Below are 21510 nucleotides of genomic sequence, written 5' to 3' on the forward strand. Positions count from 1 at the left end.
CCCCTCTCCCAGAGGCCGAGGGGAGACAAACCTCACGCCCGCCGTCGCAGCCGCACCGCAAAGAACAGTCCGCCAATCGCCGCCGTGGCGATGCCGATCGGCAAGTCCTGCGGCGCCAGCAAGGTTCGCGCGGCGACATCGACCCAGACCAGGAACACCGCCCCCAGCAGCGCGCACACCGGCAACAGGCGCCGGTGCTCGGCGCCCACCAGGCGCCGGGCCAGGTGCGGCAGCATCAGCCCGACGAAGCCGATGGCGCCACTCAGGGAGACCAGAACGCCGGTCAGCAGCGAAGTGCAGAGGAACACCAGCAGGCGTAGGCGACGCGGGTCCTGCCCCAGGCTCACGGCGCTCTGTTCGCCGGCCATCAACGCGTTGAGCCCACGCCCCAGGCTGAGCAGGATCAGCAACGACAGGCCCACGCAGATACCCGGCAACCAGAGCAGCTCCCAGCGCGCCAGCCCCAGCCCGCCAAGCATCCAGAACACCACGGAGGTCGCTGCGTGAGGGTCGCCGAGAAACAGCAGCAGATTGGCCAGCGCCATCATCAGGAACGACACCGCCACCCCGGCCAGCAGCAGCCGATCGCTGGCCAGGCGCCCCTGGCGACTGGCGATGGCCAGCACCAGCAGCATGCTCAGCAGCGAACCGACGAAGGCCGCCAGAGGCAGGCTGTAGCGACCGAGCACCTCGCCCAAGGCGAGCACCATCACCACCGCGCCCAGCGCCGCGCCGGAGCTGACACCCAACAGGTGCGGGTCGGCCAGCGGGTTGCGGGTAGCCGCCTGCAGCGCGCAACCGGCCAGCGCCAGCCCGGCGCCGACCAGCGCACCGAGCACTACCCGCGGCGCACGGATCAGCCAGACGATGCTGTCCTGCCCCGCCGTCCAGCTCGGCGCCTCCGGCACCAGGCCGAACACGCGCTGCGAGACGATGCCCAACACCTGTTCCGGCGCCAGACTCACCGCACCGAAAGCCAGGGAGGCGACGCAGGAGACCAGCAGCACCGCCAGCAGACCGAGCACCAGCAGGCGATAGCCGCTGGCGCTGCGTACCGGGTTCATGGCCGCAACCCGGGATGCAGGGCCGCCGCCAGGGTTTCGATGGCCGTGACGTTATCCACACTGGGCGTGACCTGCAGGTAGGGCAGCACCACGAAGCGCTTCTCGCGGATCGCACGCACCTGCTGCAGTGCCGGGTGGCTGAGGAGGAATTCGCGCTTCTGCTCGGCACTGACCACGCCGTAGTCGACGATCAGGATCACCTCCGGGTCGCGCTCCACCACCGTTTCCCAGTTCACCCGCGACCAGCTCGAAGCCAGATCGTCCATCAGGTTGCGTCCACCGGCCGCCTCGATCAGCGCCTGCGGCATGGCCAGGCGACCCGCCGTGAAGGGTCGGTCCTCACCGCTGTCATAGAGGAATACGCTCGGCGCCGGCACGTCTTTCGGCACGCGTTGACGCACCCGTTCCACCCGGCCACGCAGGTCGCTCACCAGCGCGTCGGCGCGCGGCTCCACATCGAAGATGCGCCCCAGGTTGAGCAGGTCGGCGTAGAGATCCTCGAGACGCGCGGCGTCACGCGGCATCACGTGGGCACAGGACTCGGTCAGCTCGTACACCGGAATGCCCAGCGGCGCGAGCGTGGCCGGCGTGACCTCGCCCCCCACGTGCATGCCGTAGTTCCAGCCGGCGAAGAACAGGTCGGCACCGGCATTCAGCAGGTTTTCCACCGAGGGGTAGCGCGGCGCCAGTTCCGGCAGGCCGGTCAGTTGCGCGCGGAAATCCTCATCCAGGGTCTTCCAGCCGCTGATGCCGCTGTAGCCCGCCATGTTCGGGCGCAGGCCGAGGGCGAGCAGCATGCCGGTCAGGTTGACGTCCTGGCTGACGGCGCGCTGCGGCGCACGCTCGAAACGCACTTCACGCTGGCAACTGGTGATGGTGACCGGGTAGTGCCCGGCCTGGGTGAAAGTGGCGACGAACAGCAGGCTTGCGCCCAGGGACATGAGAAATGGCTTCATCGGGTGATCCAGGTAATCCGTGGGTGACCGGCAACGGGATGGAGGTCCACCAGCGCCTCGGTGCCGAACACCTGCAGCAGCAGGTCTTCTGTCAGCACGTCGGCCGGTGCGCCGCTGGCCACCAGGCGGCCGCCGTCGAGCACATGGAGGCGGTCGCAGAAAGCGGCGGCCAGGTTGAGGTCGTGGAAGCTGGCGAGAACACCCAGCCCCAGGCTGCGGAGCTGGCGCAGCAGGTCCAGTTGGTAGCGCGGGTCCAGGTGGTTGGTGGGCTCGTCGAGGATCAGGACCTGCGGTTGCTGCACCAGGGCGCGGGCCAACAGCACGCGCTGCTTCTCGCCGCCGGACAGGTTTTCGAAGGGCTGGATGCGGCGCTCCACCAACCCCACACGCGCCAGCGCCTCATCCACCAGGCGCTGGTCTTCTTCGCTGTCACCGTCCAGCAACCCCTTGTGCGGCATGCGTCCCATGGCGACCACCTCGGCCACGCTGAGGCCGAAGTCCTGGGGAAACTCCTGCAGGACCACGGCGATGCGCTGGGCGCTCCAGCGTGGTGATTGCCGCCAGAGGTTGGCGCCCTCCAGCTCGACGCGGCCCTGCTGGGGGCGATGGAAGCGATAGGCGCAACGCAGCAGGCTGGTCTTGCCGCTGCCGTTGGGGCCGATGAGCCCGACGAATTCGCCCTCCCCCACCGCCATCTCGACGCCTTCCAGCAAGGACTGGCCCGGGCTCGGAGCCCAGGCCAGGTCGTGCAGCGAAAGGCGCGCCATCAGAACGTGATGTCCGTGGTGACGAAGAACGAGCGCGGCTCGCCGAGGAACCACTGCTGGCCGCTGTTGGTCTGGCTCACCGCGTACTGGCGGTCGAACAGGTTGTTCAGCTCCAGGCCCAGGGTCAGCTGGGGCGTGGCGCGCCAGCTCAGGTTGGCGTCTGCCACGGTGTAGCCGGGCACCTCGATCTGGTTGGCGGTGTCGGCGTAGCGGTCATCCACGTAGCGCAGGCCGGCGCCCGCGCGAACATTGCCGGGCAGCGCCTTGTTCACCCAAAGGTTGGCGGTGCGACGCGGCACGTCCACCGGGCGATTGCCGGCGCGGGAAACGCCGCCCTGATAGAACTCGTCGTATTCGGCGCGTACCACCGAGGCGTTGGCCGACACCTGCCAGCCTCGGGCCAGGCTCAGCTCCAGGCTGGCTTCGATGCCGTCGGCGGATTGCTGGCCGATCTGCTCGGCGACACGGGTCACCGGGTCGGTGGTCAGCAGCTTCTCCTTGACGATGTGGTAGCCGGCCACCGTCCACTGCCCGCGCCCTTCCCAGAACTGCTGCTTGAAGCCGAGCTCGGTCTGACGGGCCTCGGTGAGGTCCATCTGCTGTTGGGTCGGGTTGAGGCTGATGAGGTTGTTCACCCCGTCCTTGCTGGTGCCGTACTGGCCGTAGAGCGAGGCATTCGGCGTCAGTGCGTAGACCAGGCCCGCGCGCCAGTTGCCGCCGGAAAGGCTGCGGTCGCTGCGGGTGCCGGCGCGCAGATCGTCACGGTCGATGTGCACCTGGTCGCGGCGCGCACCGGTGATCAGGGACCAGCGCTCGCTGAGCTGCAGCTGATTCTCGGCGAACAGGGCGAAGGTGCGGGTCTGGCTGCGCGAGTGCGGGCGGTACGCGGACGCGCTCTGGTAATAGCCAGGCGCCGGGTTCCAGGGGTCGATGTAGTCGCCGCCGATATCGTTGTAGGGCGAGTTGTTGGTCAGGTCGAAGCGGATGCGGTTGACCTCGGTGCCCACCAGGGTGCGGCTGGCCAGACCCAACAGCGAATGATCGAAGGTGAAGGTCTGGCGATCGCCGATCTGCTGCTGATGGTGCTTGATGCGCAGGTAGTCGCTGCGCAGCATGTCCTCGCGGCTGTCGTCCCAGGTGTAGGCCTCGGCATTGCGCCAGTAGCGCCGCGACTTCAGGTAGTAGAGCTGGTTGCTGGCGCTGACCTGGTCGGAGAGGGTCCAGTCGGTGGTCAGGCGGGTCCACTGGTCGTTGTAGTGCTGCTCGGCATTGCGCAGGTTGTAGTTCTTCTCCCGCAGGCTCTCGCGGTAGCGGCCGTTGATCAGCGGGGTGCCGAAGTAGCTGCCGGGCTCCAGGTCGCCCTGGTCATGGGCCAGGGTAAAGGCCAGGTCGTCGCTGGCCTGCCAGCGCAGGGCGGCACCCAAGCTCAGGCTCCGGGCATCGCCCCGGTCCACCCAGCCCTGGGTCGCCTGGCGGTTGACGGTGGCGCGGTAGCTCAGGCTGTCGCTGAGGGAGCCGCCGCTGTCCAGGGCGAACTGGCTGCGATCGTAGGAGCCGTAGCCCAGGCGCACCTGGTTGCGGATTTCGCCCTCGAAGGGCGTCTTCGACAGGTAGTTGATCACCGCCCCGGTAGCGCCTTCGCCATAGAGACTGGAGGCCGGACCGCGCAACACCTCGATGCCCTCCAGTTGCCAGGGATCGGTGGGGAACGTGGTGGTGCCCATGCCGGTGTAGAGGCGGATGCCGTCGAACAGTTGCATCACCGAGGCATGCCCGGTGAAGCCCCGCGCCGAGAGGCCGGTGCCACCATCGCCGGGGGTGCCGATGAAGCTGAGGCCGGGGGTGCGGGTCACGGCGTCCTGGGCGCTGCGGGCATTGCGCTCGCGCAGGGTGTCGCCGCTGAGGGAGGTGGTGCTGGCCGGGGTTTCCAACGCGGAGAGGCCGAGCCGCGAAGCGGTTGACTGGGACTTGTGCAGATCGGTTTCGGCAGGTTCCAGGACCTGGCCATCGACCTGGGTGGCCGGCAGGCTCAGGGCCGGGGATTCAGCGAAGGCCGAGGATGTCGCCAGCAGGCCGGCGAGGACGAACAGGGATGAAGACTGGGGATAGCGCGCCATGGGAATTCCAATTCAGGGTGCAAGGCACGGCAATCCCGATGGAACGCGCAAAAGCAGACGCGGGCGCGCAGGCACCCACGGTCAGCGTCAACGCCCGCCCACCGCGGGTTGCCAAACGAATGCCTCAGGCCGGTCTCCGGGCTTGTGAGGGTCATGAAAACCTCGCCTTCCCATGCTGTGCAGCACAGTGGCCTGTTGAGGGTTTCGCTCACTTACCGTTGCGGGGGCAGCGCCGGACTGGTTCCTCTCGGAACGCACCGGCTTCCCGTTTAACCTCACGCGCGGCGGCGTGAGACACCTGAAGCGGCGCGGATAGGAACATTCGTGGGTGGGGGAGTCAAGCTCAGCCCCGGCGAGAAACCCGCAATAATCCCGGTGCGCAAACTGGATAGTCGGGCGGCTCCCAGTCTCCTGGGGCGCAATGGAGCCATTCGCTCAGAACATCCGAAGGTGATCGCTGAACACGCCAATCTCAGCGATGTGAGGTTGCAGGCGGCAACGTTCAATGCCCCTTACCAGGTTCGCCGGGACACTTCCCGGCGCCCCTACGTCTTAATCAGCAAATCCGGTACTTGGCGCTCTTCCACGATCCGCTCCTGCACCCAGCGCAGGACCTCTTCCTCGTCGCGCATCCGGTACCACTCCCCGTCGGGATAGAGGCTGGCGGTAGGGCCGAGGTCGCAGGGGAACTGGCACTGGGTACGGGTGATGTGCACGCCGCCTTCACACTCCAGCTTGCCCGTGGCCTTGAGGGTTTCGCGCAGCTTCTTCCACAACGGCAACGCACCACGGCGGGTGCAGCGGGGGCCGTTGCACAGCAGCAGGCGGCGGGCATGGGGCGGAATGCAGGACCAGGCGTGGCTGGCGGGAATCGCCGGCACACTCGCGCACTCCAGGTGCAGTTCGGCACGCCCGGCCAGTGCACAAGCGGCGCCGGCCGGATCGCTGTCGAACTGGCCGAGGAGGCTGGCGACGAAGAGGTGCTCCGGAGCGCCCAGAACCGCCAGTTCGCTGCGCAGCCAGTCCAGATGCTGGGCGGACGATTGCGGGTCGAGGTCGATCACCAGCAATGGGCGGGGACTGGCCTGCACCGTCTGCCAGAGCCCGTCATGACCGGCTGAGGTGTCGACGATATCGGCCAGCGCCTCCTCGCCACGCAGGGCGATGAGCTGGCGACGGAAGAGTTCGGCGAAAGAGCCTTCGGCAAGGTCCGGCCCGGCGAACAGCACGCGGGCGTAAGGTGTTGCGGTCATGGGGTGTCCAGATGGATGGCGAGGGCCTGCCAGAGGCCTTCGACGGAATCGAATTCACGGGCCACGGGCGGCAGCTCCGGGCGCTTGAGGATCAGTATCGGCAGCCCCAGCTCGCGGGCCACTTGCAGCTTGGGTTCGGTGGACTGGCTGCCGCTGTTCTTGCTGATCAGCACGTCGCTGTGCAGCCGCGCGAACAACTCACGCTCGCCGTCCAGATCGAAGGGGCCACGGGCGCCGATCACCTCAAAGCGTTCACCCGCCGGCTGCCCCTGCAGGCAGCGCACGGTCCAGTGCTGCTGCGGCGGGATCTCGTGCAGGTGCTCCAAAGGTTCGCGGCCGAGGGTGAAGAAGGGGCGACGGAAACGCTTCAGGGCTTCGATCAGCTCGGCCCAATCGGCCACCTCTTGCCAGTCGTCATCCGGGCTTGCCTGCCAACCGGCGCGACGCAAGGCCCAGCAGGAAATGCCCGCCTGTTCGGCCGCCGTCGCGGCGTTCCGGCTCATCTGTGCGGCGTAGGGATGGGTGGCATCGACCAGCAGATCGATGCCCTCCTCCGCGATGAAATGCGCCAGTCCCTCGGCGCCGCCATAGCCCCCCACGCGTACCTGGCAGGCCAGGTCATCCGGCACCTTGCCAAGGCCCTTGAGGCTGTAGACATGTTCGGGGCCGAGGCGGCGCGCCAGCGCCAGGGCTTCGCTGACGCCGCCCAGCAGGAGGATGCGTTTCATCGTTGCTCCACAGCCTCGCCGACGATATTGCCCTGGCGATCGATGGCGAAGACTTCCAGCGCCACGCTGGCCGGCACCGTCTTGCGGGCGAAGGCCAGGGCGTGGGCGCAGACCATATTGCCCAGGGGAATGCCGGCGTCATGGGCCATGACCAGCGCCAGCTGGCTGGTATTGGCACCGCGCATGGCCGCCTGCAATTCGGCGCTTGCGCCCAGTTCGGCAGCCCACTGCGCCAACAGCGGCAGGTCGATGCTGGAGTTGCGGCTGTGCAGGTCCATATGGCCGGCGGCGAGTTTGCTGATCTTGCCGAAGCCGCCGCACAGGCTGAGTTTTTCCACGGGTGCCTTGCGCAGGTGCTTGAGCACGGCACCGGCAAAGTCGCCCATCTCGATCAGCGCGGTGTCGTCCATGTGGTAGCGACGACGCATGGCGTCTTCGCTGGCGTTGCCGGTGCAGGCCGCCAGGTGGGTGAAGCCGTTGGCGCGGGCGACATCGATGCCCTGATGGATCGATGCGATATAGGCCGAACAGGAGAACGGTCGGACGATTCCGGTGGTGCCCAGGATGGAAAGGCCGCCGAGAATGCCGAGGCGCGGGTTCATGGTTTTCAGCGCCAGCGCCTCGCCGCCCTCGACGCAGATCGTCACCTCGAAGCCGCCGGCAAACCCGTGGTCGCCAGCGAGTCGAGTGAGGTGCTCAATCATCATCTGCCGGGGTACCGGATTGATCGCCGGCTCGCCCACGGCCAGTGTCAGGCCGGGTTTGGTGACGGTGCCTACGCCGGGGCCGGCATGGAAACGCACACCCGGCGCGGTAGCCAGGCGCACCTGGGCGTAGATCAGCGCGCCATGGGTCACGTCCGGGTCGTCGCCAGCGTCCTTCAGGGTGCCTGCCTCGGCTCCGCCCTCGATCAAGCGACAGAACTCCAGGCGCATCAGCACCTGCTGGCCCTTGGGCAGGACGATCTCCACCGCATCCGCCGCCACGCCGCCCAAGAGCAGGCGCGCCGCGGCCAGACTGGTGGCCGTGGCGCAGCTGCCAGTGGTGTAGCCACTGCGCAGGGGAGCGGGTTGTTCGGGGGTTTCGTCACGCATGGAGAATGGCGGGTCCGCTCAAGGGTTTTACCTAGGGATCACTTGGTCACTTCAAGCAAGGTAATCGGCAACGCCGAACGCCAGGTATCGAAGCCGCCCAGCGGCTGTGCCTGGGCGACGGCGATGCGGGTGAGTTCGCCGCCGTGCAGCTCGCGAAAGGCTACCAGCATAGCTTCGCTCTGCAGAGTCACGGCGTTGGCGACCAGGCGACCGCCGGGCTTGAGCTGGTTCCAGCAAGCGTCCAGCACACCGGGCTCGGTGACGCCGCCGCCGATGAAAATGGCATCCGGCGCGGGCAAGCCCTCCAGCGCCACCGGGGCCTGACCGGCGACCAGTTGCAGACCGGGCACACCAAGGGCATCGCGGTTGTGGCGGATATGTGCCTGGCGGCCTTCGTTGGCTTCGATGGCAATGGCACGACAACCCGGGTGTGCGCGCATCCACTCGATGCCGATGGAGCCACAACCGGCGCCTACATCCCAGAGCAGCTCGCCAGGACGTGGCGCCAGCCGCGCCAGGGTGACGGCGCGGACATCACGCTTGGTGAGCTGGCCGTCGTGGCGGTAGGCGTCGTCGGGCAGGCCGGTGGTCAGCGGCAGCGAGCGAGTGCCTTCGTCGGGGTGCACTTCGACCGCCAGCAGATTGAGCGCGGCAGCCTCGGTGAGGGACCAGTCGCTGGCGATGCCGTCGATGCGTCGTTCACGTTCGCCCCCCAGGTGTTCCAGCACGCTGAGCCGACTCGGGCCGAAACCACGCTCGGCCAACAACGCGGCGATGGCCGCCGGGCTGCTGCCGTCATTGCTCAGCACCAGCAGGCGGGCGCCAACGTGAAGGTGAGCATTCAACGCAGCCAGGGGACGGGCGACGACCGAGAGCAGGGTCACGTCCTGCAGCGGCCAGCCCAGCCGCGCGGCGGCCAGCGAATAGGACGATGGCGCCGGGATCACCCGCATCTCCTCCGCAGCCACCTGCCGCGCCAAGCTGGCACCGACACCGAACAGCATGGGGTCGCCGCTGGCCAGCACGCAGACCGGAGTGCCGCGTTTTTCCAGCACCGGAGCCAGGGAAAAGGGGCTTGGCCAGGGGCTACGACGCGCGCGGATGCAGCGCGGCAGGAGGTCGAGCTGGCGCGGGCCACCGACTACTTCGGCGGCGCCCAGCAGGGCGTGGCGCGCGGCCTTGCCGAGGCCCGCGTAGCCGTCTTCGCCAATTCCCACCACGGTCAGCCAGGGCTGCATCTGTTGTCCTCGAGTACGAAATTGCATGGGCCGTTCGGCTCCCGACAGGCAGCCTTTTCATAGGTCCGGGCAAAGCGGGCATAATAGCGCCCTTCATCGGTCGCTGGCGCTCACCTGACGAGCCCCAGCCTAAGAGGGAACACGGTCGAGCCGTGGCTGCCCCCGCAACTGTAAGCAGCGAGTCCATGCATTTCAGGCCACTGAACCCCGTTCGGGAAGGCCGCAATGGATGATGACCTGCCAGCCAGGAGACCTGCCGGTGGGACCAGTCGCGTGTGTACGCATCGAGCGGGGTGTATCGATGCAACGTTGTCCCTGACTCAGGGGCCCGGGTCGCCGCGACGCCAACCATGGTGACCTGAGTGAAGTACGCCCGGCCCACATCGCTATCCATCCGCCCCTCGGCCTGCCCGGGGCTGCTGCGTATCGTCCAGGCGAAGGACGGCGGCATCTGCCGGATCAAGCTGCCCTGCGGGCACCTGAGCTCGGTTCAGGCCCGCGCCATCGCGACCGCCGCGAGTGCCTACGCCGGGGGGGTGATCGAGGCCACCAACCGTTCCAATCTGCAGATTCGTGGTGTGAAGCCCGGCGCCGAGCAGGCGCTGATCGACGCCCTCCTGGCCGCCGGCCTGGGCGCAGGCTCCCCCGGCGCCGACGATGTGCGCAATCTGATGGTCAGCCCGCTGGCCGGCCTGGATGCCTCCGCCCTTGTGGATATCTCGGCGCTTGCCGGGCAAATCCTCGCCCTGCTGCAGGACAAGGCGCACTTCCATGCCCTCTCGCCCAAGTTCGCCCTGTTGCTGGATGGCGGCGAATCCATGGCGATGCTGGAGCATCCCCACGATCTCTGGCTGTCGGCCATGGGTGACGGTGACCACGCGCTGTTCGCCTTCGGGCTGGCCGGCTGCCCACCACGAGCCGCCGACGACGCTCCCGCCCTGGCCTCCGTGCCGCGCGATCAGGTTCCAGCGCTGGCGGAAGCCCTGCTGGAACTGTTCCTCGAACTGGCCAGGCCCGAGCAGACGCGCATGCGCCACCTGCTTGCCGAACACCCGGAGGGCGACCTGTTGTTGCGCCTGCAACAGCGGCTGGACGTACCGTTGCTGCCGGTCGGCAACTGGCACCGCCCTGCCCCGCAACCCTTCGCCCACCTGGGGATACGCGACGGCCACCATGTCGGCGGTGCGCCGGCGCTGGGTCGCCTGGACTCAACACAGCTCGCCGCCCTCGCCGATCTCGCCGATGGACAGGGCGACGGCAGCCTGCGCCTGACGCCCTGGCAATCGGTGCTGCTGCCCAATGCCCAGGATGCCGAATTCGTCCTGAACGCCATGCGTCATCTGGGCCTCGCCACGGAAGCGAGCGAGCCCCTGGCGCGACTGATCGCCTGCACCGGTTCCGCCGGTTGCGCCAAGGGCCTGGCCGATACCAAGGCCGACGCCCTGCTTCTGGCGCCGCTGCTGCCACCTGGCGCGTTGGTTCACCTCAGCGGCTGCCCGCGCTCCTGCGCCGCCGCCCATGTGGCGCCCTTCACCCTGCTGGCCAGGGGCCCGGGCCGCTATGACCTCTATCAGCGCGGCGGCGATGGCTTTGGCCAACTGCTGGCGCGCGACATCAGCCTTCAGGAGGCCGGCAAACGCCTGGCCTCCCCTCCTGACACCTGGAGTTCCACCCCATGATCGAGTACATCCGCGATGGTCAGGAGATCTATCGCAACTCCTTTTCCATCATCCGCGCCGAAGCCAACCTCGCCGGAATCCCCGCCGACCTGGAAAAGCTCGCAGTGCGGGTAATCCACGCCTGCGGCATGGTCGACGTGGTGGAAGACCTGCGCTTCTCCCCGGGTGCCGGAGCGGCCGGGCGCGCGGCCATTGCCAATGGCGCACCGATTCTCTGCGATGCGCGCATGGTGGCCGAGGGCATCACCCGCGCCCGCCTGCCGGCGGACAACCCGGTCATCTGCACCCTCAATGACCCCGGCGTGCCGGAGCTGGCGCGCGAACGGGGCAACACCCGCTCGGCAGTGGCGCTTGAGCACTGGCGCGAACACCTGGAAGGCAGCGTGGTGGTGATCGGCAATGCCCCCACCGCACTCTTCTATCTGCTGGAGATGCTCGACGCGGGCGCACCGAAACCGGCACTGATCCTCGGCTTCCCGGTGGGCTTCGTCGGCGCGGCGGAGTCCAAGGAGATGCTCGCCGCCGACAGCCGTGGCGTGCCCTATGTGATCGTGCGCGGCCGTCGCGGTGGCAGCGCCATGGCGGCAGCGGCGGTCAACGCCCTGGCCACGGAGGTGGAATGATGAGCGGCAAAGGACGGCTGATCGGCCTCGGAGTAGGCCCCGGCGACCCGGAACTGATCACCCTCAAGGCGCTGCGCCTGCTGCAATCGGCGCCGGTGGTGGGCTACTTCGTGGCCAAGGCAAAGGCCAGCCAGGGCCAGGGCGGCAACGCCTTCGGCATCATCGAGCAGCACCTGACCGACACCCAGCAGCGCATGCCGCTGGTCTATCCGGTCACCACCGAAAAACTGGAGCCGCCGCTGTCCTACGAAACCGTGATCAGCGACTTCTACGACACCGCCGCCGAGCAGGTAGCCCAGCACCTGGACGCCGGCCGCGACGTGGCGGTGATCTGCGAGGGCGACCCCTTCTTCTACGGCTCCTACATGTACCTGCACGACCGCCTGGCCGAGCGCTACGAGGTGGAAGTGGTGCCTGGTGTCTGTTCCATGCTGGGCAGCGCGGCGGTGCTCGGCCTGCCCCTGGTGTACCGCAACCAGAGCCTCTCGGTGCTCTCCGGCGTACTGCCGGAAGATGAATTGAAGGTCCGCCTGCGCGATGCCGAAGCCGCCGTAGTGATGAAGCTCGGGCGCAACTTCGACAAGGTGCGCCGCGTCCTCCAGGACCTCGGCATCGCCAGCCGCGCCCATTACGTAGAGCGCGCCACCATGGCCAACCAGCGCATCGTGCCGCTGGATGAGGTGGACCCCATGGCGTCGCCCTATTTCTCGATGATCGTCATCCCCGGTCAGAAGTGGAGAGGTTGATGGAGCAGCACAACGCCCCGGCCATCGTCCTGCTCGGCAACGGCGGCCTGCCAACGGCTCGGCGCATCCAGGCGTTTTATCCACAGGCGCGCGTGCTTGGCCTGAATGGGCGCGTCGAAGGCGCGGACGAAGGCTATGCCGAGTTCGGCGACACCCTGCGCGGGCTGTACAGCAGCGATACGCCGATCATTGCCCTGTGCGCCGCCGGCATCGTCATCCGCACCCTGGCGCCACTGCTGGCGAGCAAGGGCGCCGAGCCGCCGGTACTGGCTGTCGCCGAAGACGGCAGTGCGGTGGTGCCGCTGCTCGGCGGGCTGGGCGGGGTCAACCGCATGGCGCGGGAAATCGCCGCCATGCTGGACGTGGCGCCGGCCATCACCACCAGTGGCGAGTTGCGTTTCGGCACCTGCCTGCTGGACCCACCAGCGGGCTACGCCCTGGCCGACATCGAACAGGGCAAGCGCTTCGTCTCCGACCTGCTGGGCGGCGAAGCCGTGCGCGTGCAGGGCGATGCGCCGTGGCTCGATGAGGTCCGCCTGCCCCTGGCGGACGAGGCGCGACGGGTTATCCACATCACCGCCGAAGCACGTCCGGCCGAGCGCCACGAACTGCTGATCCACCCTCGCGTGGCGGTCGCGCGAATCGATGGCGAGGCGAATGCCGATATCGTGCGCCAGGCCCTGGCAGATGCCGGTCTGGCGGCGCTGTCCCTGGCCTGCCTGTTGGCAGAGCGCGAGCGCATGACTGACCCCGTATTGGCAGCGACCGCCGCCGAGCTAGACGTGCCACTGCGCTTTATTACCGAAGAAACCGCCCTGCCGCCCCTGCACCAGCAAGGCGATGGCATTCGCCTCTATCGGGCTGATGAGCCGCTCGACCCGGCCCTGATCGGCCAACCGCGCGGGCGCCTGACCGTGGTCGGCCTTGGCCCCGGCGCCGCCGAGTTCATGGTGCCGGCCGCTCGCCAGGCGCTGGACGAGGCCGAAGACCTGTTGGGCTACGAGACTTACATCCGCATGGCCGGCCCGTTGCGACCCGATCAGGTGGCGCACTGCACCGACAACCGCGAAGAACTGCAGCGGGCCCGCCACGCCTTCGAGCTGGCAGCCAGCGGCCGCCGCGTGGTGGTGGTGTCCTCCGGTGATCCGGGCGTCTTCGCCATGGCCGCCGCCGTGCTGGAAGCCCTGGACGAATCCCGCGATCCGCAGTGGTTACAGGTCGAGTTGCAGGTGTTCCCCGGCGTGTCCGCCGCCCTGGCCACCGCTGCCAAGGCGGGAGCGCCGCTGGGCCATGACTTCTGCCTGATCTCGCTATCGGACAACCTCAAGCCCTGGGAGGTGATCGAGCACCGCCTCGACCACGCCGCCGCCGCCGACCTGGCCATGGCCTTCTACAACCCCATCTCCAGGGCGCGCCCCTGGCAGCTGGGCCGTGCGCTGGAGATCGTCGCCCGACATCGCCAGCCGGAAACGGTGGTGGTACTGGGTCGCGACATCGGTCGCCCGGCCGAAAAGCTCACCCTCACCAGCCTCGGCGAGCTGACCCCGGAGCAGGTGGACATGCGCACCCTGGTAATCATCGGCTCGTCACTGACCCGGCGCGTGCCGAAGGGCAATGGCGAGGATTGGGTCTACACGCCGCGCTGGTATCGCTGAGCGGCTGCGTAATCTCCCCGCGAAACCCATCAACGCCACCCGATGGGTTTCGCTGCGCTCTACGCCATCCTACGAACAGCCACTCGGCGCGCCCACGTAGGATGGGTCGGGCGGCGTTCCGCGAACCTGCGAAACCCATCAGCGATTCCCCCGCGAACCATTCCGGCAATGGTGCCGCCCCGGCACACGGCGCAGTTGCAAAAGCCCCGGCAGACGATGAAAATGCGATTAATTTTCATTTGTTATCGCATCTCGCGGCGGCCCCATGCCCTCTCCCCACATCACCCTCCAGGCGCTGTACAGCGAGCATCACGGCTGGCTGAAGAACTGGCTGCGCAGCAAGCTGGGCAATGCCGCCGATGCGGCGGACCTGGCCCAGGACACCTTCCTGCGCCTGCTGGGCAAGGGTGACAGCCTGGAGCTGCGCACGCCGCGCGCGTTCCTGCGCACCGTGGCGCGCGGCCTGGTGATCGACCACTGGCGCCGCGAAGAGCTGGAGCGCGCCTACCTGGAAGCCCTGGCACAGATCCCCGAGGCCGAAGCGCCCTCGCCTGAGGCGCGCGAGCTGATCCTCGAACTGCTGGAACGCATTGCGCTGATGCTCGACCGCCTCAAACCCAAGGCACGCACCGCCTTCCTGCTGGCCCAGTGCGAAGGCCTGACCCACAAGGAAGTCGCTGCGCGGATGGGTATTTCCCTGCGCTCGGTGGAGCGCTATGTGGCCGACGCTCTCTACCACTGCTACCTCCTGCGATTTGAAGAATGAACACCCACAGCCGGACCGTCGGCCCCAACGAACAGGTGGTGCGCCAGGCCATCCACTGGATGTTGCGTCTGCGCGACAGCGGCGATGCGGAACTGCAGCGAGCCTGCGAGCACTGGCGCGGGCAGGACGCCGACCACGAACTGGCCTGGCAACGGGTGCAACAGCTTGACCGCGAACTGGGCGTGGCAATGCCCAGTACCGGCTTGGTACTGGACAACGCCCGCGCAGGGCTGCGCCGCCGTCAGGCGCTGAAGCTGCTGTCCGGGGCGGCAGTCGGGGGCGCCGCCCTCTGGCTGACCCGCGACATCACGCCCTGGGAACGCCTCACCGCCGATCTGGCCACCGCCACCGGCGAGCGCCGTGGCCTGGCATTGGCCGACGGCAGCCAACTGCAACTGAACACCGATTCGGCTGTGGATATCCGCCTCGACTCGCAGCAACGGCTGGTCGAACTGCGGCGCGGTGAAATCCTCGTCAGCAGTGCCATCCAGGCCACGCCACTGCAGGTAGTCACCGCCCATGGCCTGGTGGAAGCCCAGGCCGCGCGCTTCGTGCTGCGCCAGGGCAAGGCCGCCTCACGCCTCAGCGTGCTGCAGGGCAGCGTGGCGCTGAACCCGGCCAGCGGCCTGTCGAAACAGGTCGTCGAGGCCGGCCAGAGCGTCGACCTGACCCGGGAAGGCATCCGCCCGGTGCAACAACTGGACTTCGAGACCGGGGCCTGGGTCGACGGGCTGATCGTCACCCGCGACATGCGCCTGGCAGACTTCCTCGCCGAAGTCTCGCGCTATCGCCATGGCCGCCTGGCTTGCGCCGACAGCATCCGTGACCTGCGCCTCTCCGGCGTGTTCCGCCTGGACGACACCGACAAACTGCTGAGCCTGCTGCCACGCACCCTGCCGGTACATCTGCACTACCGCACCCGCTGGTGGGTGACGGTGGAGGCCAGGGCCTGAGCGTTCTGGCGAAGAACACACTGTGCAGGAGCTGCTTGCAACACGTGATGCAGACAGAACCGATTCATTCGCCATGCGGCCGACGGCCTTCCCGTCGAGGTTCCTTGGGGGGCAGCTGCGCCGCCCTTGGCGATTGAAATCGCCCCTACAGGTTTGACCTTCGAATTTTTTTGGCGGGTTTTTCCGCCTGACCCGGCATGGGGAATGAATCCCATTAACCTTTGCCGCCTCCACGGATGTTTTCATGACCGCACCTCGCGCTTCCCACCTTGCCCTCGCCATTCGAGGCGCCTTGCTCTCCGCTGCCCTGGCTACCCCGCTGCTACCTGCTGGCGCCATCGCCGAGGAAGCGACCGTCGTCGCCAGCCGCAGCTACGCTATCCCCGCCGGCGCCCTCGACGAAGCGCTGAACCGCTTCGCCCGCGAAGCCGGCATCAACCTCTCCGCCACCCCGGCGCAAACCCGCGGCCTCAGCACCCAGGGCCTGAATGGCACCTACTCGGCGCAAGCCGGCCTGGCGCGCCTGCTCGACGGCACCTCGCTGCAGGCGGAGAACCTCGGCGGCGGCAGTTTCGTGCTGCGCGACGTGCCGGCCGGTAGCGCACTGGAAGTGCCCAGCACCCAGGTGTTTGCCCTGGGCAATGCGCTGGGCAGCGAGGACGGTTACCTGGCCACCCACAGCCAGATCGCCACCAAGACCAGTAAATCGCTGATGGAAACCTCGCAGAGCGTTTCGGTGATCACGCGCGAGCAGATCGACGACCAGGGCTCGAAAACCGTCCAGCAATCCATGCGCTACACCCCCGGCATCTTCACCGGCCAGGTGGGCGCCTCGAACCGTTATGACTACGTGGTGATGCGCGGCTTCGCCGACAACAGCGTCGACAACATCTACCTCGACGGCCTGAAGACCATGGGCGACAGCGGCACCTTCAGCTCGATGCAGGTGGACCCGTACTTCCTGGAACGCATCGACGTACTCAAGGGACCGTCCTCGGTGCTTTACGGCCGCAGCCTACCGGGCGGCCTGGTGGCGCTGACCAGCAAGAAGCCGCTCTATGAGGACTACCACCAGGTGCAGGCCACCGTCGGCAACATGAACCAGAAGGGCGTGGGCTTCGACTTCAGCGGCCCGCTGGATGACGAGAAGCGCATCGCCTACCGCCTGGTGGGGCTGGGCAAGGGCAATGACACCCAGTTCGACCACGCCAAGGAAGAGCGCTACGCCATCGCCCCGACCCTGGCCATCGACTTCAGCGAAGACACCACCCTGACCCTGCAAGGCTATCTGCAGCACGACCCGAACGGCGGTTACCACAGCGGAGTGCCGGCCGATGGCAGCCTGTACCAGCACAACGGCCGCCGCATCGACCGCGAGTTCTTCGACGGCGAACCGGGCCTGGACGACTTCGACCGCACCCAACGCATGTTCGGCTATCAGCTGGAGCACCGTTTCAACGACGTCTGGACCGCCCGCCAGAACTTCCGCTACCTCTCCTCCGACGTCGATCTGTCCCAGGTCTACGGCTACCAGTGGACCGCGCCGGACAGCAACGAACTGAACCGCTACTTCTCCGGCGCCAGCGAGGCGCTCGAGGCGTACATCATCGACAACATGGTCCAGGCCGAATTCGACACCGGTGCAGCCCGCCACACCCTGCTGACCGGCCTCGACTACCAGCGCCGCAAAACCAAGGTGGACTGGACATCCGGCGTCTCGACGCCGCTCAACGCCTTCGACCCGGTGTACGGCAACGAGACCCTGACGTTCCTCACCGAAGACAACCACACCCGTCGCCTGGAACAGACCGGCCTGTACCTGCAGGACCTGATCGACCTCGACCAGTGGCGCTTCTCGCTGGGCATGCGCCAGGACTGGGTGGACGTCTCCGACGAAAACCGCACGGCCGGCACCAAGAGCGACGAGCAGTGGAGCAAGTTCACCGGCCGCGCCGGCGTGCTCTACCTCTTCGACAACGGCATCGCGCCCTACATCAGCTACTCCGAGTCGTTCAACCCGAACGCCTACTCAGACGCGGCCGGCAAGGCGCTGGAGCCCACCGAAGGCAAGCAGTGGGAAGCGGGTCTGAAGTTCCAGCCCGAAGGCAGCGCCAGCATGTACACCGCCTCGGTGTTCCATATCACCCAGCAGAACGTCGCTTCCAAGCTGCCGCAGGACAACTTCTACACCTCGGTGGGTGAGGTGCGCTCCAAGGGCATCGAGCTGGAAGCCCACACCCAGGTCACCGAGAACTTCAAGGTCCTGGCCAGCTACACCTACACCGACATCACCTACGCCAAGGCGCTGGACGGCAACCAGGGCAACACCCCGAACCAGGCGCCCGAGCACATGGCCTCCATCTGGGGTGACTACCACTTCAACGCCGGCACACTCGACGGCCTGCGCACCGGCCTCGGCGTGCGCTACGTCGGCAAGACCTGGGCGGACAAGGAAAACACCCTGCACGTACCCTCCTACACCCTGGTGGATGCCCTTATCGGCTACGACCTGGGCAAGCTGGGCATGAAGGGCCTGGACCTCAGCCTGAACGCCAACAACCTGCTGGACGAAGACTACGTGGCGTCCTGCTACAGCCTCGACTTCTGCTACTTCGGCGAGAAACGCAACGTGACCGCCACCCTCAGCTACCAGTTCTGACAGCGTGACAGGAAGCCGGGCCGATCTATCGGCCCGGCCTATCGCGTCGTTATCGTACAACCCCGCAAATACCACCTTTCCCCTTTCCGCCCTTATCCATTGGACTAAAGCCGTATTCGCGTTGACAACGGCAAAGCCAGATGTTGATAATCCGGCCAATGTTGTACGACAACGTATAACAAAAATAACAACAAGACTTCATACAGGGCTCGACCATGACCCTTCACGCCCCAGGCTTCACCACGCCATGCAGTGCCGGCACCCCTTGCCGGACCATCCCCCATTCCCTGATTCGCGCCATGACAGCATCCAGCGGATTCGCCGACGGCTAGCCGCGGCTGATGGCTGGCCACCCGGCCAGATAGCGCCCTGAATCCAGGGCTTCACGATGCCCCCGCCATGTCGATGTGCGCTTGCCGCGCGCAGGGGGTCGGCTCAACCCAAAAAAACCCGGAGCACAACAACAATGATCCTCCGCACCGCCCTCCATTCCACCGTCGTAGCGGCCGGCAGCCTTGCCTGCGGCCTCGCCTTGCTGCCCGCCAGCGTCCAGGCCGCCGGCTTCGCCGAAGACGCCAAGGTCGGCCTGAACCTGCGCAACTTCTACATCAACCGCAACTTCGTGAACCCGACCTACCCCCAGGGCAAGGGCGAGGAATGGACCCAGAGCTTCATCCTCGATGCCAAGTCCGGCTTCACCGAAGGACCGGTGGGCTTTGGCGTCGACATGCTCGGCCTGCTCTCGGTCAAGCTCGATGGCGGCAAGGGCACCCGCGGAACCCAACTGCTGCCGGTGCATGACGACGGCCGCCCCGCCGACGACTTCGGCCGCCTGGCCATGGCCGGCAAGATGCGCGTCTCCAAGACCGAGTTGAAGGTCGGCGAGTGGATGCCGGTGCTGCCGATCCTGCGTTCCGACGACGGCCGCTCCCTGCCCCAGACCTTCCAGGGCGGCCAGGTGACTTCCCAGGAAATCGACGGCCTGACGCTGTATGGCGGCCAGTTCCGCCAGAACAGCCCGCGCAACGACGCGAGCCTGGACGATATGTCCATGAACGGCCGCGCGGCCTTCACTTCGGACCGTTTCAACTTCGCTGGCGGCGAATACGCCTTCAACGAGAAGCGCACCCTGGTTGGCCTGTGGTACGCCGAACTGGAAGACATCTACGAGCAGCAGTACCTGCAAGTGATGCACAGCCAGCCTGTCGGTGACTGGACCCTGGGCGCCAACCTTGGCTACTTCAACGGCAAGGAGAACGGCAGCGCCCTGGCCGGTGACCTCGACAACCGCACCTGGTCGGCCCTGCTGTCGGCCAAGTACGGCGGCAGCACCTTCTATGTCGGCCTGCAGAAAGTCAGCGGCGACGATGCCTGGATGCGCGTCAACGGCACCAGCGGCGGCACCCTGGCCAACGACAGCTACAACTCCAGCTACGACAATGCCAAGGAAGAGTCCTGGCAGGTACGCCACGACTACAACTTCGCCGCCGTCGGCGTTCCCGGCCTGACCCTGATGAACCGCTACATCAGCGGCGACAACGTGCATGTGGGCAGCGTGACCGACGGCAAGGAATGGGGTCGTGAGACCGAACTCGGCTACACCGTGCAAAGTGGCGCCCTCAAGGCGCTCAACGTGAAGTGGCGCAACGCGAGCATTCGCCGCGACTTCAGCAACAACGAGTTCGACGAGAACCGTCTGATCATCAACTATCCGTTGTCGATCCTCTGATGCGCCAACCGGGGTGGGGAAGGCTCCCTTCATCCCGGCTTTCCTCAAGGCACCTTCGGGTGCCTTTTTTGTCCCTGCGTCCTGACCCCGTTGGTGACGATGCGTTGGCCTGTAGGGTCGAATTCATTGGCTGTGTCTGCGTTAGCTGTTGCGAGAGATTGACCATCGGGCCAAGAGCCTTGTAGGAGCTGGCTTGCCAGCGAAACGCGGCCATTCGCTGGCAAGCCAGCTCCTACGGGCAATGCAGCTGCCTACAACACATCATGCAGACATAGCCAATTCATTCGCCATGCGGACCGCAGGTTGGCGCCCGGCCCATCCTGCGAGCTGCTCCGAGCGCGGACTACCCTGGCCCCTCTCCCAAAGGTAGAGGGGACCGTCCGCGCACACGAAAAAAATCGGCGCACTCGTGGTGCGCCGTCACTGCGAATCTGCAGCTCAATTTCGTGGGAGGAAACGGCGTCCGGCTTGTGGCCGGGGCCGCATAGTGGGGCCGCCCGACGCGACCACCGCTATGGGGAGCGGGCGAGTTCAGACCACCGGGGTCAGCACCTCGCCCTTGTCGAGGAATGCCCGCAGGTTGGCGAACACCAGTTCTTCCATCTGCAAGCGGGTATCACGGGTGCCGCTGCCGACATGCGGCGCCAGCACCACGTTGTCCAGTGCGAAGAGTGCCTCGGGCACATGGGGCTCGGACTCGAACACATCCAGCCCGGCACCGCCCAGACGGCCTTCGGCCAGGGCGGCAACAAGCGCCGGCTCGTCCACCACCGAACCCCGGGCAACGTTGATGAGGATGCCCTCCGGCCCCAGGGCCTCCAGCACCGCGGCAGAGATCAGGTGATGTGTGGCAGCGCCCCCGGGGCAGGTCAGCACCAGAAAGTCCGCCCAGCGGGCCAGCGCCAGCAGGTCCGGCTCGAAACCGTAGGGGGCGTCTGCGTCCGGTCGACGGTTGTGGTAGCGCACCAGCATGTCGAAGCCCTCCGCGCGGCGCGCGACGTCCTTGCCGATGCGGCCGAGGCCGACGATGCCCAACCGCTTGCCGCTGACCTTGCGCGCCAGGGGGAAGTTGCCAGCCGGCCAAAGACCGGCACGCACGAAACGATCCGCCGCGCTGATACGCCGCGCGCAGTCGATCAGCAAGCCCATGGCCAGGTCGGCCACACAGTCGTTGAGCACGTCCGGCGTGGAGCTGACCTGGATGCCACGCTGGCGCGCCGCCTCGATGGCGATGGCGTCGTAGCCGACACCGAAACTGCAGATGGCGCGCACATTGGGCAGTCGCTCGAGCATGGCGGCGGAGCAGCCGAAGCGCGCCGAGGTGACCACCACCTCGAACGCGGTGCCGTGCGCATCGAGAAAGGCCAAGGCATCGCCCTGCTGCCACAGCGGCACGACGTCATGCTCATGGGCCAGGCGCTGGTTGAAGCGCTCGGTCAGCGGGCCGACGTGGAGGATCTTGGGTTCCATCCGGAATCTCCGA

Annotated in this window: 17 protein-coding genes and 2 riboswitches; of the genes, 8 read left to right on the forward strand and 9 right to left on the reverse strand. The window is 67.1% G+C overall.

The window, feature by feature from the left end:
* Positions 1–32 precede the first annotated feature (32 nt).
* The 8 genes from FFS60_RS19680 to cbiE all read right to left on the reverse strand — a co-directional run bounded on the left by FFS60_RS19680 (position 33) and on the right by cbiE (position 9217).
* Entirely contained in the window at positions 33–1064 is a 1032-nt protein-coding gene (locus FFS60_RS19680; RefSeq protein WP_137822915.1) for an iron ABC transporter permease, read from the reverse strand.
* Positions 1061–2020: an ABC transporter substrate-binding protein gene (locus tag FFS60_RS19685; RefSeq protein WP_137822916.1), complete on the reverse strand. Its 960-nt coding sequence runs from the start codon at positions 2018–2020 to the stop codon at positions 1061–1063. The genes FFS60_RS19680 and FFS60_RS19685 overlap by 4 nt, the downstream gene beginning before the upstream one ends.
* Entirely contained in the window at positions 2017–2787 is a 771-nt protein-coding gene (locus tag FFS60_RS19690; protein ID WP_137822917.1) for an ABC transporter ATP-binding protein, read from the reverse strand. Before FFS60_RS19690 ends, FFS60_RS19685 begins: the two co-directional genes overlap by 4 nt.
* Entirely contained in the window at positions 2787–4904 is a 2118-nt protein-coding gene (locus FFS60_RS19695; RefSeq protein WP_137822918.1) for a TonB-dependent siderophore receptor, read from the reverse strand. Before FFS60_RS19695 ends, FFS60_RS19690 begins: the two co-directional genes overlap by 1 nt.
* A gap of 109 nt (positions 4905–5013) precedes the next feature.
* Positions 5014–5221, reverse strand: a riboswitch (cobalamin riboswitch).
* A gap of 228 nt (positions 5222–5449) precedes the next feature.
* Positions 5450–6157: a ferredoxin gene (locus FFS60_RS19700; RefSeq protein ID WP_137822919.1), complete on the reverse strand. Its 708-nt coding sequence runs from the start codon at positions 6155–6157 to the stop codon at positions 5450–5452.
* A complete protein-coding gene (locus FFS60_RS19705) occupies positions 6154–6885 on the reverse strand; it encodes a cobalt-precorrin-6A reductase (RefSeq protein WP_028629235.1) in 732 nt (243 codons plus the stop codon). Before FFS60_RS19705 ends, FFS60_RS19700 begins: the two co-directional genes overlap by 4 nt.
* Positions 6882–7979 (reverse strand): cobalt-precorrin-5B (C(1))-methyltransferase, encoded by a 1098-nt coding sequence (locus FFS60_RS19710; RefSeq protein WP_137822920.1) that lies wholly within the window; start codon positions 7977–7979, stop codon positions 6882–6884. The genes FFS60_RS19705 and FFS60_RS19710 overlap by 4 nt, the downstream gene beginning before the upstream one ends.
* Before the next feature lie 38 nt (positions 7980–8017).
* Positions 8018–9217 (reverse strand): precorrin-6y C5,15-methyltransferase (decarboxylating) subunit CbiE, encoded by a 1200-nt coding sequence (cbiE, locus tag FFS60_RS19715; RefSeq protein ID WP_137822933.1) that lies wholly within the window; start codon positions 9215–9217, stop codon positions 8018–8020.
* Positions 9218–9297: 80 nt separating this feature from the next.
* Positions 9298–9493: riboswitch (cobalamin riboswitch) on the forward strand.
* 86 nt (positions 9494–9579) lie between these two features.
* On the opposite strand from cbiE, the gene cobG reads away from it, so the two are divergent.
* From cobG to FFS60_RS19755, 8 genes are all read left to right on the forward strand, one after another.
* A complete protein-coding gene (gene cobG / locus FFS60_RS19720; protein ID WP_137822921.1) occupies positions 9580–10896 on the forward strand; it encodes a precorrin-3B synthase in 1317 nt (438 codons plus the stop codon).
* Complete coding sequence (locus FFS60_RS19725) at positions 10893–11519, forward strand: precorrin-8X methylmutase (protein ID WP_028629239.1); 627 nt, start codon at positions 10893–10895, stop codon at positions 11517–11519. The genes cobG and FFS60_RS19725 overlap by 4 nt, the downstream gene beginning before the upstream one ends.
* Positions 11516–12265 (forward strand): precorrin-2 C(20)-methyltransferase, encoded by a 750-nt coding sequence (locus tag FFS60_RS19730; protein ID WP_137822922.1) that lies wholly within the window; start codon positions 11516–11518, stop codon positions 12263–12265. The genes FFS60_RS19725 and FFS60_RS19730 overlap by 4 nt, the downstream gene beginning before the upstream one ends.
* A complete protein-coding gene (gene cobJ / locus FFS60_RS19735; RefSeq protein WP_137822923.1) occupies positions 12265–13920 on the forward strand; it encodes a precorrin-3B C(17)-methyltransferase in 1656 nt (551 codons plus the stop codon). The genes FFS60_RS19730 and cobJ overlap by 1 nt, the downstream gene beginning before the upstream one ends.
* 265 nt (positions 13921–14185) lie before the next feature.
* Positions 14186–14686, forward strand: a complete 501-nt coding sequence (locus FFS60_RS19740; protein ID WP_028629242.1) for a sigma-70 family RNA polymerase sigma factor — start codon at positions 14186–14188, stop codon at positions 14684–14686.
* The gene (locus tag FFS60_RS19745) at positions 14683–15639 is read left to right on the forward strand and encodes a FecR domain-containing protein (RefSeq protein WP_137822924.1); all 957 of its coding nucleotides are present in this window, start codon (positions 14683–14685) and stop codon (positions 15637–15639) included. Before FFS60_RS19740 ends, FFS60_RS19745 begins: the two co-directional genes overlap by 4 nt.
* A 244-nt stretch (positions 15640–15883) precedes the next feature.
* Positions 15884–18298 (forward strand): TonB-dependent siderophore receptor, encoded by a 2415-nt coding sequence (locus FFS60_RS19750; protein WP_137822925.1) that lies wholly within the window; start codon positions 15884–15886, stop codon positions 18296–18298.
* Positions 18299–18764: 466 nt separating this feature from the next.
* Positions 18765–20027, forward strand: coding sequence for an OprD family porin (locus FFS60_RS19755; RefSeq protein WP_256658116.1), 1263 nt, complete (start codon positions 18765–18767; stop codon positions 20025–20027).
* Between the two features lie 531 nt (positions 20028–20558).
* Here the strand turns inward: FFS60_RS19755 and FFS60_RS19760 are convergent.
* Complete coding sequence (locus tag FFS60_RS19760) at positions 20559–21497, reverse strand: 2-hydroxyacid dehydrogenase (RefSeq protein ID WP_137822926.1); 939 nt, start codon at positions 21495–21497, stop codon at positions 20559–20561.
* Positions 21498–21510: the final 13 nt, after the last annotated feature.

It is taken from the genome of Pseudomonas sp. D(2018), assembly GCF_005502555.1.
GTDB classification, from domain to species: domain Bacteria; phylum Pseudomonadota; class Gammaproteobacteria; order Pseudomonadales; family Pseudomonadaceae; genus Metapseudomonas; species Metapseudomonas resinovorans.